The 15,361-nt window shown below is 65.7% G+C and carries 15 protein-coding genes; 13 read left to right on the top strand and 2 right to left on the bottom strand.

The window, feature by feature from the left end; all coding sequences use genetic code 11:
* The first annotated feature begins 19 nt into the window (after nt 1–19).
* The 3 genes from HMPREF3166_RS02360 to HMPREF3166_RS02350 are packed head-to-tail and all read left to right on the top strand — an operon-like array spanning nt 20 to nt 2,652.
* The gene (locus HMPREF3166_RS02360) at nt 20–892 is read left to right on the top strand and encodes an undecaprenyl-diphosphate phosphatase (RefSeq protein WP_035003944.1); all 873 of its coding nucleotides are present in this window, start codon (nt 20–22) and stop codon (nt 890–892) included.
* An 11-nt stretch (nt 893–903) separates the two neighbouring features.
* Nucleotides 904–2,151 (top strand): cysteine--1-D-myo-inosityl 2-amino-2-deoxy-alpha-D-glucopyranoside ligase, encoded by a 1,248-nt coding sequence (gene mshC / locus HMPREF3166_RS02355; protein WP_070487486.1) that lies wholly within the window; start codon nt 904–906, stop codon nt 2,149–2,151.
* Nucleotides 2,152–2,175: 24 nt separating this feature from the next.
* Nucleotides 2,176–2,652, top strand: a complete 477-nt coding sequence (locus HMPREF3166_RS02350) for a hypothetical protein (protein ID WP_070487483.1) — start codon at nt 2,176–2,178, stop codon at nt 2,650–2,652.
* Here HMPREF3166_RS02350 and HMPREF3166_RS02345 read toward each other — a convergent pair.
* Nucleotides 2,649–3,494: a thioesterase family protein gene (locus tag HMPREF3166_RS02345; RefSeq protein WP_035003951.1), complete on the bottom strand. Its 846-nt coding sequence runs from the start codon at nt 3,492–3,494 to the stop codon at nt 2,649–2,651. The genes HMPREF3166_RS02350 and HMPREF3166_RS02345 overlap by 4 nt on opposite strands.
* 92 nt (nt 3,495–3,586) lie before the next feature.
* On the opposite strand from HMPREF3166_RS02345, the gene HMPREF3166_RS02340 reads away from it, so the two are divergent.
* Genes HMPREF3166_RS02340 through aspA form a run of 3 tightly spaced genes read left to right on the top strand, consistent with a single transcriptional unit; the run spans nt 3,587 to nt 7,088 of the window.
* Nucleotides 3,587–4,585 (top strand): phosphoribosyl-ATP diphosphatase, encoded by a 999-nt coding sequence (locus HMPREF3166_RS02340; protein WP_070487481.1) that lies wholly within the window; start codon nt 3,587–3,589, stop codon nt 4,583–4,585.
* 40 nt (nt 4,586–4,625) lie between these two features.
* Nucleotides 4,626–5,471, top strand: a complete 846-nt coding sequence (gene hisG / locus HMPREF3166_RS02335) for an ATP phosphoribosyltransferase (protein ID WP_049049982.1) — start codon at nt 4,626–4,628, stop codon at nt 5,469–5,471.
* A 57-nt stretch (nt 5,472–5,528) separates the two neighbouring features.
* Nucleotides 5,529–7,088: an aspartate ammonia-lyase gene (gene aspA / locus HMPREF3166_RS02330; protein ID WP_080722686.1), complete on the top strand. Its 1,560-nt coding sequence runs from the start codon at nt 5,529–5,531 to the stop codon at nt 7,086–7,088.
* Here the strand turns inward: aspA and HMPREF3166_RS02325 are convergent.
* Complete coding sequence (locus HMPREF3166_RS02325) at nt 7,061–7,861, bottom strand: RecB family exonuclease (protein WP_034987592.1); 801 nt, start codon at nt 7,859–7,861, stop codon at nt 7,061–7,063. The genes aspA and HMPREF3166_RS02325 overlap by 28 nt on opposite strands.
* Before the next feature lie 54 nt (nt 7,862–7,915).
* Here HMPREF3166_RS02325 and HMPREF3166_RS02320 point away from each other — a divergent pair, with 54 nt between their 5' ends.
* From HMPREF3166_RS02320 to HMPREF3166_RS02290, 7 genes are read left to right on the top strand one after another with little or no spacing between them, the layout of a single operon-like run.
* Entirely contained in the window at nt 7,916–8,749 is an 834-nt protein-coding gene (locus HMPREF3166_RS02320; RefSeq protein ID WP_035003956.1) for a tRNA (adenine-N1)-methyltransferase, read from the top strand.
* 13 nt (nt 8,750–8,762) lie between these two features.
* The gene (gene arc / locus HMPREF3166_RS02315; RefSeq protein WP_070487479.1) at nt 8,763–10,307 is read left to right on the top strand and encodes a proteasome ATPase; all 1,545 of its coding nucleotides are present in this window, start codon (nt 8,763–8,765) and stop codon (nt 10,305–10,307) included.
* Between the two features lie 13 nt (nt 10,308–10,320).
* Complete coding sequence (gene dop / locus HMPREF3166_RS02310; protein ID WP_035003961.1) at nt 10,321–11,844, top strand: depupylase/deamidase Dop; 1,524 nt, start codon at nt 10,321–10,323, stop codon at nt 11,842–11,844.
* Nucleotides 11,845–11,846: 2 nt separating this feature from the next.
* Complete coding sequence (locus tag HMPREF3166_RS02305) at nt 11,847–12,041, top strand: ubiquitin-like protein Pup (RefSeq protein ID WP_035003964.1); 195 nt, start codon at nt 11,847–11,849, stop codon at nt 12,039–12,041.
* Nucleotides 12,038–13,441, top strand: a complete 1,404-nt coding sequence (pafA, locus tag HMPREF3166_RS02300; protein WP_070487476.1) for a Pup--protein ligase — start codon at nt 12,038–12,040, stop codon at nt 13,439–13,441. Before HMPREF3166_RS02305 ends, pafA begins: the two co-directional genes overlap by 4 nt.
* Nucleotides 13,438–14,373, top strand: coding sequence for a helix-turn-helix transcriptional regulator (locus tag HMPREF3166_RS02295; protein ID WP_070487474.1), 936 nt, complete (start codon nt 13,438–13,440; stop codon nt 14,371–14,373). The genes pafA and HMPREF3166_RS02295 overlap by 4 nt, the downstream gene beginning before the upstream one ends.
* The gene (locus tag HMPREF3166_RS02290) at nt 14,370–15,338 is read left to right on the top strand and encodes a WYL domain-containing transcriptional regulator (protein ID WP_070487472.1); all 969 of its coding nucleotides are present in this window, start codon (nt 14,370–14,372) and stop codon (nt 15,336–15,338) included. The genes HMPREF3166_RS02295 and HMPREF3166_RS02290 overlap by 4 nt, the downstream gene beginning before the upstream one ends.
* Nucleotides 15,339–15,361 lie beyond the last annotated feature (23 nt).

Genomic DNA, 15,361 nt, shown 5'->3' with positions numbered 1-15,361 from the left:
AGGACTAGGCTCAATCCCCATGACTACAGATATGACTTGGGCACAGACGATCATTCTGTCGCTTATCCAGGGTCTGACGGAGTTCCTACCTGTGTCTTCGTCCGGCCACCTGCGCATCTTCTCCACCCTGTTGTGGGGCGAGGATGCCGGCGCGTCGTTCACGGCCGTCATCCAGCTGGGCACAGAGCTGGCGGTGCTGGTGTTCTTCGCCAAGGACATATGGAACATCGCCAGCGCCTGGTGCAAGGGCGTGTGGGAGTGGCTCACCGACCTCACCGGAAAGCACGGCCGCCGCATTCACCGCCAGAGCTTCGACTACCGGATGGGCTGGATGGTCATCGTCGGTACCCTGCCCGTGGCTGTCCTGGGGTACCTGGGCAAGGACCTGATCCGCGACAACCTGCGCAACCTCTGGATCACTGCCACGATGCTGGTGCTGTTCTCCTTCGTCTTCATCCTCGCTGAGCGCATGGGCCGCCACGAGCGCAGCTTCAACCAGCTGACCATGCGCGATTCGGTGATCATGGGCTTCGCGCAGTGCCTGGCGCTCATCCCGGGTGTATCCCGCTCCGGCGGCACGGTCTCGGCTGGCCTGTTCTTGAACCTGGATCGCGAGGTCGCCACCCGTTACTCCTTCCTGCTCGCCATCCCTGCCGTGCTGGCCTCGGGGCTTTTTTCGCTTCCTGACGCCTTTAGCCCCGACGCCGGACAGGCCGCCTCGGGCGCCCAGTTGTTCGTGGGCACCGCAATTGCCTTTGCGGTGGGCTATGCGTCTATCGCCTGGCTGCTGAAGTTCGTTGCCAACCACTCCTTTGCCTGGTTCGCGCTGTGGCGCATCCCGCTGGGCCTGGCGGTCATGGCCCTGCTCGCATTCGGGGTACTGCCAGCCTAGAATCGGAGCCCATGCACTCTTGGCCCGAACCGGAAGTCCCACAGCTGCCGGGTGAAGCCCCGCAGCTTCGCCTGTACGACACCGCGGACGACGTGGTGAAACCCGTCGAGATTCCCGCCGGGGAGGTGGGGATGTACGTCTGCGGTATTACCCCGTACGACTCCACCCACCTGGGCCACGCAGCCACCTATCTGACCTTCGACCTGATCCACCGCTACCTGCGCGCGGGCGGGCACGGCGTGCACTACGTGCAGAACATCACCGACGTGGACGATCCATTGTTTGAGCGCGCCGAGCGGGACGGGGTGGATTGGCAGGATCTGGGCACTAGCCAGATCGACCTGTTCCGCTCCGACATGGAGGACCTGGCGGTCATCCCGCCGCGCGACTACATCGGCGCGATGGAATCCATCGACGAGGTCATCGAGATGGTGGCCAAGCTCCTGGAAGTCGGCGCTGCCTACCAGCTGGAAGGCGACGAGTACCCGGACATCTACGCCGACTACACCTTCCTGCCGCAGTTCGGCTACGAGTCCCGCTACGACGAAGATCAGATGGCGGAGTTCTTCGCCGAGCGCGGGGGAGACCCGGAGCGCCCCGGCAAGCGGCACCCGCTGGACGCGCTGCTGTGGCGCGCCCACCGCGACGACGAGCCGAAGTGGGAGTCTCCCTTTGGCGCCGGCCGCCCTGGCTGGCACATCGAATGCTCGGCCATTGCCGTCAACCGCCTGGGCGCCCCCTTCGCAATCCAAGGTGGCGGCAGCGACCTGCGCTTCCCGCACCACGAGTTCTCCGCCACCCACGCCGAGGCCGCCCACGGAGTAGATCGCATGGCCCACCACTACGTCCACACCGGCATGATCGGCCTGGACGGCACCAAGATGAGCAAGTCGCTGGGCAACCTCGTGTTCGTCTCCAAGCTCACCGCCGCCGGCCACGAGCCCGCGGCCATCCGCCTGGGCGTGTACGCGGGCCACTATCGCCAGGACCGCGACTGGACCAAGGAAGTGCTGGCTCACGCCGAGCATCGCCTGGCCACCTGGCGGGCGGCCCTGGTCGCAGGCTCCACCACCGTGGATGAGGCCCGCGAGCTGGTAGCTACCGTGCGCGGCCACCTGGCCAATGACCTCGACACGGCGGCGGCCCTGGAGGCGCTCGACCACTGGGCCGCGGCCACCAAGGCTGGGGCGGCAGGGGACGAGGCTGCGGCGTCAGAAATAAAAACCGCAATCGATGCGCTGCTGGGCGTGCGCCTCTAGCTCACACAGGGCAAACTGTCTCTTATGAGCACCACACAGCTGAGCACAGCCACCACATCCGCCCGCGAAGAGTTCCTCGACAACCTGCGCCAAATGGCGACAGGCAGCTACCTGCGCGACGAGGATCGCGAGTTTTGGGAGGCCCCGTACCCGGAGTCGGCGGTGGACGACGCACAGGCCATCGTCGACGGCATGCTGCAGGCCGCGCAGTCCGTGGCCGCCAGCAGCGAAGCGGAGCTGAAGAAGATCGCGGCCTCCCTGCACCTGCAGAACACCGAGGAAAGCGCCGACGAGCAGCCCACCGCAACCACCCTGGCGATCACCGCCGTGATCAACCAGCACATCGAGAAGCTGAAGGAGCTCTCCGCCCGCCACGAGGACGCGCTGCTGGAGGACGAGGAGATCAAGGACCTGCTCGCCCTGGTGGAGAAGCTGGCCGTAGACCTGGATGCCGACGATATGTTCGTGACCACCCAGGCCGAGGCCGTCTGCGAGGCCTAGCGCGGGGCCAGCATGATCCCCTGGTTGCAGGTGCCGATGAGCCCCTGCTCGTCGTAGATCCGCGTGACGGTGGTGCCGATGCCATCGGTGCCGTAGTTGGCCTCCGCGGATAGGCCCAGCCACTCTCCGCGCATCTCGTGGTGCAGGTAGACGGTGGTGTCGACGTTCATGTACGTCCACTTGTCCGTATCCAGCAGGTTGTTCAGGCCGTTGGCGATGTCCACCGTCTTCATCAGGCGCACCCACGTGGAATCCTCCTTGCCCTCGACGGCGGGCAGGTCGGTGCGCGACCAGTAGATCGCGGGGTTGCGGGATTCGTCGACGTTCAGGTGGCGCTCGTCCAGGTCGGCACGGCGGGCCTCGATGGAGTTGATGTAACCACTGGCCCAGCGTTCGAGGAAGTCGCTGCCATCCCCGGCGCCGGCCGGGCCAGGCATCGGCTCGCCGACGGTGCGCTCGATCTCCTTTGTATCCCCGCGGCGGATCCACCAGCCGGAGCCGCGGATAAACTCGCGGCCGGATTCGTCGGTGACGATGGCCTCCAGGAAGCTGATGCGCTTTCCGGGGCGCACCACCCGCGCGTGGGTACGCAGCTCGCTGAGCGGCACAGCGCCCAGGATCTCGACGGTCATTCGGCTAAAACGGCCTTCCTCCAGGGACAGCCCGGCATCGCGCGCGCCGTCTTCCAGCACCGTGGCTACCAGCGCGGCGGGCGGGGAGCCGTGCTGGAAGCCCGGTCCCCAGGGGCTTTCCGTGTGCTGGGTGGGGTGGTAGTTGCGGTAGATCTGGCCTTCCTCCTCCGTGACCTTGCCGGGGACGAAGTATGCTGACTGCTCGCTCATCGTGCTCCTTACTCCTGGGGTGTGTCCTACGTCACTAACTATGGCACAGGGGCGCCGGTGGGAAGCGCAATTGACCTAAACTGAACGTCATCATGAAAGCAATACTTTGGGACATGGACGGCACCCTGGTCGATACCGAACCGCTGTGGGGCATCGCAACCTTCGAGATGGGCGAGAAGATGGGGCGCCCGCTGACCGCGGAAGTGCGGGAGAAGACCGTCGGCGCGACCACCCCCACCACCGTTGAGATCTGCGCGGCACATGCGGGGTTGGTTCTTGATGACGCCGCCAAGGCCGAATGGCTGAACTTCATGTACACGCGCGTCGAGGAGCTCCTTGCGGGGCAGCTGGAATTCCGACCCGGCATCAGGGAGATTCTTTCCGAAGCCAAGGTCGCCGGGTTCCCGATGGCGCTGGTGACAAACACGAACCGCGCCCTTACCGAGGTTTCGCTGAACTCCATTGGCCGCGAGTTCTTCGACTTCACCCTGTGCGGCGACGAGGTGCCCAATGGCAAGCCCGCCCCGGATATCTACGCCACCGCCGCCGCGCGCTTTGGTTTCGCCCCCGACGAGTGCCTGGTGGTGGAGGATTCCACCACGGGCATGACCGCCGCCCGCGACGCGGGCTGCCGCGTGCTGGGAGCCCCCACCGACCCGGAGACCGAGATCCCGCAAGGGGTGCGCACCCTGGCTGAACTGCGCGGGGGAGCCCAGGACTTGAGCGGCTACGCATTGGAGGATCTGCGCCGAATTTACGCAGAGCTGGGGCACACTGCGCCGGCCGATGTGCGATCTGCCACAATGGAAGGCGTGAACGAACAAGAACTCAAGACCTTCGATTCCCTTTTCGCCGAGTTGTCTTCCCGCGCCAAGGAGCGCCCCGAGGGCTCCGGCACGGTCAAGGCTCTGGACGCCGGGGTGCATTTCCAGGGCAAGAAGATCGTCGAAGAGGCCGGCGAGGTGTGGCTGGCCGCGGAGTACGAGTCTGACGAGGAGCTGGCCGAGGAGATCTCCCAGCTGCTGTACTGGCTGCAGGTCGTGATGGTTGGCCGTGGCCTGACCCCCGCTGACGTTTACAAGTACCTCTAGACCACATAAAGCAAACCCGAGAAAGGCAGCCACCACGATCATGCTGCGCGTCGCAGTCCCCAATAAGGGTTCCCTGTCCGAGACAGCCACCTCGATCCTGAAGGAGGCCGGCTACGCCACCCGCGGCGATTCGAAGTCTCTGACTATCGCCGACGAGGACAACGGGGTAGAGTTCTACTTCCTGCGCCCCAAGGACATCGCGATTTACATCGCCTCCGGCCACCTGGACATCGGCATCACCGGCCGCGACCTGGCCGCGGACACGCGCGAGGAGGTCGACGAGCTGCTACCCCTGGGCTTCGGCGCTTCCACCTTCCGCTATGCCGCTCCGAAGGACGAGGGCTGGACCGTCGAGCAGCTCGCTGGCAAGCGCATCGCCACCAGCTACCCGAACCTGGTGCGCAAGGACCTCGCCAACCGGGGACTGGAGGCACAGGTGATTCGCCTGGACGGCGCGGTGGAGATCTCCATCCGCCTAGGTGTAGCCGACGTCATCGCCGACGTGGTCTCCACCGGCCGGACGCTGCGCCAGCAGGGCCTGAAGCCCTTCGGCGAGCCGCTGTGCGTCTCCGAGGCCGTGATCGTCGGCCGCAAAGGCGCGGAGGTGACCGCCGAGCAGCGGGTGCTCATCAAGCGCATCCAGGGCATCCTGCACGCCCACAACTACGTGATGCTGGACTACAACGTGGCCCGCGAGAACCTGGACAAGGTCGCCGCCATCACGCCGGGGCTGTCCGCCCCGACCGTCTCCCCGCTGGCCAACGACAGCTGGGTGGCCGTCCGCGCTATGGTGCCGAAGACCCAGGCCAACTCCCTGATGGACGAGCTTTCCGCCCTCGGCGCGGAGGCAATTCTGGCTACCGACATAAGGATCGCGCGCATCTAGGTCCAATTTCGTTAGGGTGGGGGAACAGAAAGTTGTTCCCCAACCAGAGGACGAATAGTGACCGATAAACCAATTCCGTCAAAGGCAGCGGCAGAGGTTCACGGCGATGCAGTCGTGAGCTCCACTGACATCATCACGTCGGCTGAAACACACTCCCAGTTGGCGCGTGCTGCAAAGAGTTTCCGTACCGAAGAGGATCTGCTGGGCACCATGGAGGTGCCCGACCACGCCTACTACGGCGTGCACACCCTCCGCGCGGTGGACAACTTCCAGGTCTCGCGCACCACGATCAACCAGATCCCGGAGTTCATCCGCGGCATGGTGATGGTCAAGAAGGCCACCGCCATCGCCAACAACGAGGTTTTCGCCCTGCCCGATGAGAAGGCCAAGGCCATCATCTGGGCCTGCGACCAGGTGCTGGAAGAGTACCGCTGCATGGATCAGTTCCCAATCGACGTCTTCCAGGGCGGCGCGGGCACCAGTGTGAACATGAACACCAACGAGGTGATCGCCAACCTCGCCTTGGAGTACCTGGGGCACCCGAAGGGCTCCTACGACATCATCAACCCAAACGATGACGTCAACATGTCCCAGTCCACCAACGACGCTTACCCCACCGGCTTCCGCCTGGGGTTGCACTTCGCAATCGATCAGCTGATCAAGCACCTCGACGCCCTCGAGCGCGCGTTCCTGGCCAAGGGCCACGAGTTCCGCAACATCCTGAAGATGGGACGCACCCAGCTCCAGGACGCAGTGCCCATGTCCCTGGGTCAGGAGTTCCGCGCCTTCGGTTACAACATCGCCGAGGAGCGCCTGCAGCTGGAGCGTTCCCAGGCGCAGCTGCGCGAGGTGAACCTCGGCGCCACCGCCATCGGCACCGGCGTGAACACCCCGCCCGGCTACCAGAGCGCGGTCATCCGCGCGCTCAGCGAGGTCAGCGGCCTGAAGATCGAGCCGTCCCGCGACCTCATCGAGGCCACCAGTGATACCGGCGCCTACGTCAACGCCCACGCCGCCGTGAAGCGCGTGGCCATGAAGCTGTCGAAGATCTGTAACGACCTGCGCCTGCTGTCCTCCGGCCCGCGCGCCGGACTGAACGAGATCAACCTGCCGGAGCGCCAGGCCGGTTCGTCGATCATGCCGGCCAAGGTGAACCCGGTCATCCCCGAGGTCGTGAACCAGATCTGCTTCAAGGTCTTCGGCAACGACCAGACGGTCTCCATGGCCGCCGAGGCCGGCCAGCTGCAGCTCAATGTCATGGAACCGGTCATCGCCCAGTGCGTGTTCGAGTCCGTGCGTTTCCTGGCCCGCGCCTGCACCACGCTGCGCGCCCTGTGCGTCGTGGACATCACGGCCAACGCCGACGTGTGCCGCCGCTACGTGGAGAACTCCATCGGCATCATCACCTACCTGAACCCGCTGATTGGCCACCACAACGGCGACCTGGTGGGCAAGGAGGCCGCCCGCACCGGCAAGCCCGTGCGCGACCTGGTTCTGGAAAAGGGCCTGTTGGACGAAGAAACCCTCGACGAGGTCTTGAGCCCGGAGAACCTGCTGAACCCGACGTTCCAGGGCAAGCTCTACACGGACTACGAAGAGGAAACCTCCAAGGGATAGTCCGGCGGGGTGCCACCGAAGGCGGGGCAGAGATCCTGGAAGTGGCACCACCCGCACAGCTTGGTGGTGCGTGGCTGGAAGTCTCCGCTGCGCACATCCGCCAGGATGCGCGCCCACAGCTCGCCCAGTTCGCGCTCGAAGGCAGCCAGCTCGGTGGCGGTGGGGCTCAGCACCATGTCGTCGCTGACCTTCAGGTACATCAGCCTCAGCTGGGTGGGCAGCTCGCCCGTCATGCGCCACCACACCAGGGCGTAGAACATCATCTGGAAGCGAGCCGAGTCCGCAAAGCGGGGCGCGGGTTTCTTGCCCGTCTTGTAGTCCACCACACGCACCTGGCCGGTCTCCGCGATATCCACCCGGTCGATGAAACCGCGCACCGGCACATCGTTGGGCAGGGTTAGATTCACGAATTGCTCGCACTCGTGAGCGTCAAAACCATCCGGATTCTCCATCTGGAAGTAGCCCTTCACCAGCTCGCGGCATTCCTCCCAAAACTCCACGGTGGACTGCTCGGGCACCAGCTCCGAAAGCTCCGGGTCCTTGGCCAGCATCTTCTCCCACTCCGGGCGGATCATCTTCACCGCCGCCGGGTAAGTGCGACTGCCGCGTGGCAGCTGGTGCAGGTTCTCCAACACCGCATGCACGAGCGTGCCCTTCACCTGTGCGATCGTGTTCGGCTCCTCCAACTTGTCGATGGCTCGAAAGCGGTACAGCAGCGGGCACTGCTTGTAGTCGTTGGCGCGGGAAGGGGAGAGAGCTAGTTTCGTAGTCACCCGACCCACCCTAGTAAAATGAACCGGATCTCTTAAAGCAGGAAGGAAGACCACATGGCATATTCCGGCCGTTTCACCGAAGGCGACCGCGTGCAGCTCACAGACGCCAAGCGCCGCCACTTCACCATCACCCTGGCCAAGGGCGAGAGCTTCTTCACCCACAAGGGCGAAATCCGCCACGACGACATCATCGGCCAGCACGAGGGCACCGTGGTCAAGTCCTCCGGGGCCGCCGAGTACCTGTGCTTCCGCCACTTGCTGGTCGATCACGTGCTCTCCATGCCCCGCGGTGCGGCGGTTATCTACCCGAAGGACGCCGCCCAGATCCTCGTGGAGGGCGACATTTTCCCGGGCGCCACGGTGCTGGAGGCCGGCGCGGGCTCCGGAGCCATGAGCACCTGGCTGCTGCGGGCCGTGGGGCCGAAGGGCAAGGTCATCAGCTACGAGATCCGCGAGGATCACCTGGCCTACGCCAAGGAAAACGTAGAGGACTACTTCGACGGCCACCCCGACAACTGGGACCTGCGCTTGGGAGACCTGAAGACCGTCACCAAGGAGGATGTCGGCGACGTCGACCGCGTACTGCTGGACATGTTGGAGCCCTGGGAGATGCTGGATACCGTCAAGGACGTGCTGATCCCCGGCGGCGTGTTCATGACGTACGTCGCCACTGTCCCGCAGCTGATGAAGGTCATGGAGGGCATCCGCGAGACCGGCTGCTTCACCGAACCGAAGGCCTGGGAATCCCTGGTGCGTGAGTGGAAGGTCGATGGCCTGGCCACCCGCCCCGAGCACCGGATGAACGCGCACACGGCATTTCTGATCCTGGCGCGCAGGCTGGCTGATGGCGTCACCGCACCTCGACCGCAACGCCGCGCGCGCCGTTAGTAGACTGGTCAGTATGACCGAGAACACATCAGCGGAAGGGCCACAGACTCTGCGCGAGTTGCAGATCGCGAACCGACAGCTCGGCGCGCGCAACGCGAAGCTCGTGGAGCTGCTGCAGGCCAGCCGCACGAAGCTGGAGGAGATCAACGGTCGGCTGGAAGCGCTGGCCGAACCGCCGAGCACCTACGGCACGCTGCTGCAGGCCAACCGGGACTTCACCGCCGAGGTCTTCACGGCCGGCCGCCGGATGCGCCTGATGGTCTCGCCGCACGTCCCGCAGCACGAGCTGGTGCCCGGCGCGATGGTGCGCCTGGGGGAGGGCCAGCAGGTCGTGGAAGTTACCGGCCAGCCGGACTTCGGCGACATCGCCCAGGTCGTGGAGGTCTCGGGAGACCGGCTGATCATCGCCGACAAGGTGGGCGAGGAGTACGTGGTCAAGGCCGCCGGCGACCTGGCAGGCGATGTGGTCACCGGGGATTCCGTGATCGTGGACCGCAAATCCGGCTGGGCCTTCGAGGCCGTGCCGCGCGCGGAGACGAACAACCTCATCCTGGAGGAAGTCCCGGACGTCACTTACGACGACATCGGCGGCCTGGGCCAGCAGATCACGCAGATCCGCGACGCGGTCGAGCTGCCTTTCCTGCACCCCGAGATCTACACCCGCTACGGCCTGCGCCCGCCGAAGGGTGTGTTGCTCTACGGCCCGCCCGGCAACGGTAAGACCCTGATTGCGAAGGCTGTGGCGAACTCCCTGGCGCAGTCGGATTCCCCGTACTTCCTGAACATCAAGGGCCCTGAGCTGCTGAACAAGTTCGTGGGCGAGACCGAGCGCCAGATCCGCGCGATCTTCGAGCAGGCCCGCCGCGTGGCCAGCTCCGGCCGCCCCGTCATCGTCTTCTTCGACGAGATGGAGGCGCTGTTCCGCACGCGCGGCACCGGCGTGAGCTCCGACATGGAGTCCACCGTCGTCCCGCAGCTGCTCGCCGAGCTCGACGGCGTGGAGGCTGCGGGCAACGTCATCGTCATCGGCGCCTCGAACCGCGAGGAGCTCATCGACCCGGCCATCCTGCGCCCCGGCCGCCTGGACGTGAAGATTCGTATCGCCCGGCCCGACGCTGACGGTGCGGCCGCCATCCTGTCGAAGCACCTCGATGCTTCTCTACCTATTGACGCCGACTTCTCCGCCGCTGCCGGCTCCAACGAAGCGGCAGCGGAGGCCCTGCGGCAGAGCATCGTCGACGAGCTGTTTACTCGGGACGAGGCGCACCGCTATGTCACGCTCCACTACGCCGACGGCAGCCGCGAGGATCTGTACTGGGCGGACTTCGTTTCCGGCGCGATGCTGGCGAATATCGTGGACCGGGCGAAGACCCTGGCCATCAAGGACGCACTGCACAACGGCACCGACGGCCTGCGCCCGGAGCACGTGCACGCGGCCGTTCTGGCCGAGGTGGGGGATTCCGAGGATCTGCCGGATACCACCAACCCCGCGGAGTGGGCGCGCATCTACGGCCACGGCACGAAGCGCGTCGTGGACATCGACGTGCACAAGGTCTAGGGAGGATACAAGTTTGTTTGGCCCGCACATCATTGGCTCGGAGACGGAGTACGGCATCGTCGCCGTGGACGATCCGTCGGCCAGCCCGATTCACACCTCCACCCAGGCCGTCGTGGCCTATGCGGAGCACAGCGGCCAGGGGGTGAACCGCCGCACCCGGTGGGACTACGAGAACGAATCCCCTCTGCGTGACATCCGCGGCTTCGACCTGCGCCGCTACCGTCGGGGTGCCGCCCCGGTGCTGGATCCGAATGCCCTCGGCGCGGCGAACGTCATCACCGCCAACGGCGCGCGCTTCTATGTGGATCACGCGCACCCGGAGTATTCCTCCCCGGAGACCACGACTGCCCGCGACGCGGTGGTGTGGGACAAGGCCGGGGACATCATCATGCACCGCGCCGCCGAGGCCGCCGAGCCGGAGCTGAAGATCTACAAGAACAACGTGGACGGCAAGGGCGCCAGCTACGGCTCGCACGAGAACTACCTGTACCCGCGCGACCTGGACGTCGAGGACGTGCAGGCGGCTTTAATCCCGCATTTCGTCACCCGGCAGGTCTACTGCGGCGCCGGCCGCATCGGGCTGGGGCAGCAGGGGGAGCAACCGGGCTTCCAGATCAGCCAGCGCGCCGACTACATCGAGACGGAGGTCTCGCTGGAGACCACGCTGAACCGCGGCATCGTGAATACCCGCGACGAGCCGCACGCGGAGGCCGACAAGTGGCGCCGCCTGCACGTGATCATCGGGGATGCGAACTTGAGCGAGTTCTCCAACTACCTGAAGTTCGGCACCACTGCGCTGGTGCTGGCGGCGGTAGCCGAGGGCGCTTACTTCGGCGACCTGCGTCTGCTGGAGCCGGTGGCGGACGTCCAGCGCGTCTCCCGGGATCTGGACTGCACCTACCGCCTGCGCTTCTACGGCCAGGCGGAACGCACCGCCATCGAGACCCAGCGGGAGATCCGCAAGCGCGTGTGGGAGATCATGGAGCTGCGCGGCGACAACCTGGAGGTCTTCGAGCTGTGGGGCAAGATCCTCGACGACCTCGAGGCCGATCCGCTGTCCACCGCCGACCGGCTGGACTGGACGGCCAAGCTGCAGCTGATGAACGCCTACCGGGCGCGCGGCCTGGAGTGGACCGACCCGCGCCTGGCCCTGGTGGACCTGCAGTACTCGGACATCGACCCGCGACGCGGGCTCTACCATGCGCTGGTGCGGAAGGGCCGGATGCAAACCCTGCTGGACCCGGCAGAGATCGAGGCCGCGGTGGACACCCCGCCACAGGCCACGCGCGCGTGGCTGCGCGGGCACCTGGTGGCGAACTACTCCGCCGACATCCTCTCGGCGAACTGGGATAGCGTCATCGTAGACACCCCGGACGGCGCAGCACAGATCACCATGGACGACCCCCGCGGGTTCAACCAGTTGGAGCTACGCGCGCTGCTGGAAACGCAACCGCGCCCCGGCATCGGCGAGCTCGTGGCAGGCTTGAAGGAAATCAACCCGGACAAGATCTCCGGGGTTGGCAGAAAGGAAGATTAATCATGGCACAGGGCGGACAGGTCAGCGCCGGCGGCGGTCGGCGCGACGACGACGAACCCATCGAGCAGGCCTCCGGCGCGGGCACCCAGCAGGTGAACGTCACCGGTACCGACGATCTGCTGGACGAGATCGACGGCCTGCTGGAGAACAACGCGGAGGAGTTCGTCCGCTCCTACGTACAAAAGGGCGGCCAGTGACCGCTATCCGCCGCCGCATCATGGGCCTGGAGACCGAGTATGGAATCGCCAACATGCAGGATTCCTCCCGGCGCCTGGGCCCCGACGAGATTGCCCGCAAGCTCTTCGCCCCCGTGGTGGAGGAGCACCGCAGCTCGAACATCTACACCGAGAACGCCTCGCGCCTCTACCTAGACGTCGGCGCGCACCCGGAGTTCGCTACCGCGGAGTGCGATAGCCTGCACCAGCTGATCGCCTATGACCGCTCTGGCGACCTGTTGTTTCACGAGCTGGCCGACCGCGCCGAGCAGGCCGTCGGCGGCAAGGTATACCTGCTGAAGAACAACACGGACTCCCTGGGAAACTCCTATGGCTGCCACGAGAACTACCTGGTCAGCCGCGATATTCCCCTGAAGGGTCTCAGCAAGCAGCTGCTGCCGTTCCTGGTTACCCGCCAGCTGATTTGCGGCGCGGGCAAGCTTGCTATCCCTTATCCCGGCGCGCCGAACGAGAACTTCGGCCCGGGCTACACCATGAGCCAGCGCGCCGACCACGTCTGGGAGGGCGTGTCCAGCGCGACGACCCGCTCGCGCCCCATCATCAATACGCGCGACGAGCCGCACGCCGATTCTTCCAAGTATCGCCGCCTGCACGTCATCGTTGGCGATTCGAACATGTCGGAGGTCACCACGGCTCTGAAGGTCGGCTCCACGCTGCTGGTGCTGGAGATGATCGAGGCCGGCGTGGCTCTCCCGGACTTTGAGATGGCCAACGAGATCCGCTCTATCCGCGAGATCTCCCGCGACTTCACCGGCCAGGTGGACATTGCCCTGCGCAGCGGGTCGACTGCCACGCCGCTGGAGATCCAGCGCGCTTTTTATGACGCCGCCTGCGCCTACCTGGCCTCGCGTGAAGACCCGGAGCGGGGCACTCCCAACGCAGAGCTAACCCCCGTGGTGGACCTGTGGGGCCGCGTGCTGGACTGCTTCGACACGGGCGACTTCTCGCCGGTCTCCACGGAGATCGACTGGGTCATCAAGAAGTCCCTGCTGGACCGCATGGCCGCCGCCCGGGGGCTGGATCCCATCGACCCCCGCCTGGCACAAATCGACCTGATGTATCACGATATCCACCCCACCCGCGGCCTGTTTAACGTGCTGGCCCGCCGCGGCCTGGCGCGCACGCTGCTGGCTCCGGAGGCGATCGAGCAGGCTGTACGCCAGGCTCCGCCGACGACCCGAGCCACGGTGCGCGGCCGCTTCATCGCCGCGGTGCGCGCCCACCCGGAGCTGTCCTACACGGTGGATTGGATGCGCGTGAAGGTCAACGGCGAGAACGGGGCCGAGGCACTGCTTGCCGACCCCTTTGCCAACACCAGCGAGGACGTCGACCGCATCATCGAAGCCCTGGAAGCCCGATGAACCGCAACCGCCCCGTCGAGACTCACTGGATTCCGGGCGCCACGCGCCTGTTTAACCTGGTGATCGCACTGCTGAACTCCGACGGCCCGCGCTCCATCGAGTGGGTGCTCGCCAACGTCGAGGGCTACCAGCACGCCAAGGATGGCTCCGCCCGCAAGCAGCTGAGCCGCGACCGCCAGGACCTTGCCGAGCTGGGCGTGCGCATCACGGGCGAAGACATGCTCACCCTTGACCCCGCCCAGACCTTCCTGCCGGACATCGAGTTCACCGACGGCGAGGCCACCGTCCTCGCCGCCGCCAGCCGGTGGGCGCAGTCGGGGGAGATGCAGCACGCCGCCCGCTCCGCCTACACCAAGCTGGCCGCAGCGGGCATGCAGCACCGCGTTTCCACCGGCGAGGTCGCCGTCCCGAGCGTCCCGGACCACACCGCCCTGGACGGCGATTCCCTCGACGCGATCTTCCGCGCCCTCGACAACGGCCTGGTCTTGGAGTTCAACTACTATCCTTCGCTGGTCGATACTCCCCAACAGCGCCGCCTGGAGCCCTGGGCTTATGGAGCCAAGGATGGCTTGGTCTACGTCACGGGCTTCGACCCGGACCGTACGGCCCAGCGCACGTTCCGCTTAGCGCGCATCGATTCCGTCACCGCTTTGCCCGAATTCGCCCAGCACCCGCGCCCAGAAGGCACTCCACAGCAGCTGATCCAGCAGGGGCTTTTGAGCAGCCGCCAGATGGTCACCGCCACCGTGGAGTTCCCGGAGCCCGGCGCCTGGGAGCTGCGCCGCCTGGCCAACGAGGATGGCCAGATCGGCCCCGTGGAGCGCGACTGGTTCGTCCGCACCGCCGCGGCCTACGCGCCCCACGTAATCGTCACCTCGCCGCCGGATGTCGTCGCCGATGTTGTTGCCGTTCTCAAGGAGGCTGCTTCATGACGCTCCCTCGTTCCAATGCCGAACAATTCCTCCGTACCCTGTCCGTCCTCGCCTGGTTCCGGTCCCACCCGGACAGCAGCCTGATGGCGGCCTCTCGAGCGCTGGACCTATCCACCGCGCAGATCGCCCACGAGCTCGGTCAGGTTTCCCAGTGCCGCGTGCCCGCCAGCATCCTCGACATGCCGGTGGAGGTCACGGTGGATCGCATGCGTGCCTCCGTGGAGTTCTCCGCCGGCCTGGACCGCCCGCTCGCCCTGACCGCGATGGAGGCCGGTGTGCTGCTGCTGAACTTGCAGGCGCTGCGCTCCACCGCGCCGGCGGAGGCGCAGGCGGACATCGACTCCGCCAGCGAGAAGATTCAGGCTCTCTTACGCTCCCGGCGCGGGTACACGGATTCCTTCACCCCCGAAACGGCGCCCTCAACCCCCGCCTATGTGCAGCTGCGCCGCCAGCTCTCGGAGGCCATCCAGTCGCGCCGCCAGGTCACCTTTAACTACCAGTCGCTGTCCAGCGATAGCTTCAGCACCCGCACGGTAGACCCCGACCACGTGGCCCTCGTGGACGGCGAGTATTACCTGTGGGCGCGGGAACGTGGCGTCACTACAAAAACCTTTGCGCTTGCACGCATTGACGGGCTCGACCTGGGGGAGGAGGGTTCGGCCAGTGCCCAACAGGTACCCGAGATCGACCCGGAAGATCCCTTCGGTTTCGGCCTCAGTGACAGCTGGGCGCGTCTGGAACTAGATGAATCGCTGCGGTGGATGTTGGAGTACTTCCCCATGTGGGTGGTCGAGGACGAAACCCGGCTGGTCGTCGACGTGCCGGATACCGGTGAATGGTTTTTAAGGTTCCTGCTAGGTTTTTCATCCGGTATTCGCGAGGTAGAACCGCTACCATTGGCCGAGAACTTAAAAGCCCTAGCCCGGCGTGGCCTCGATGCCTACGAGGCTCGCGAGCTAGGATAGTAAGACCAATCCCAACGACAGAA

Origin of the sequence: Corynebacterium sp. HMSC08A12 (genome assembly GCF_001807485.1) — a bacterium.
In the GTDB taxonomy this organism is placed as follows: domain Bacteria; phylum Actinomycetota; class Actinomycetes; order Mycobacteriales; family Mycobacteriaceae; genus Corynebacterium; species Corynebacterium evansiae.
This window is presented reverse-complemented; position numbering and strand designations above follow the sequence as displayed.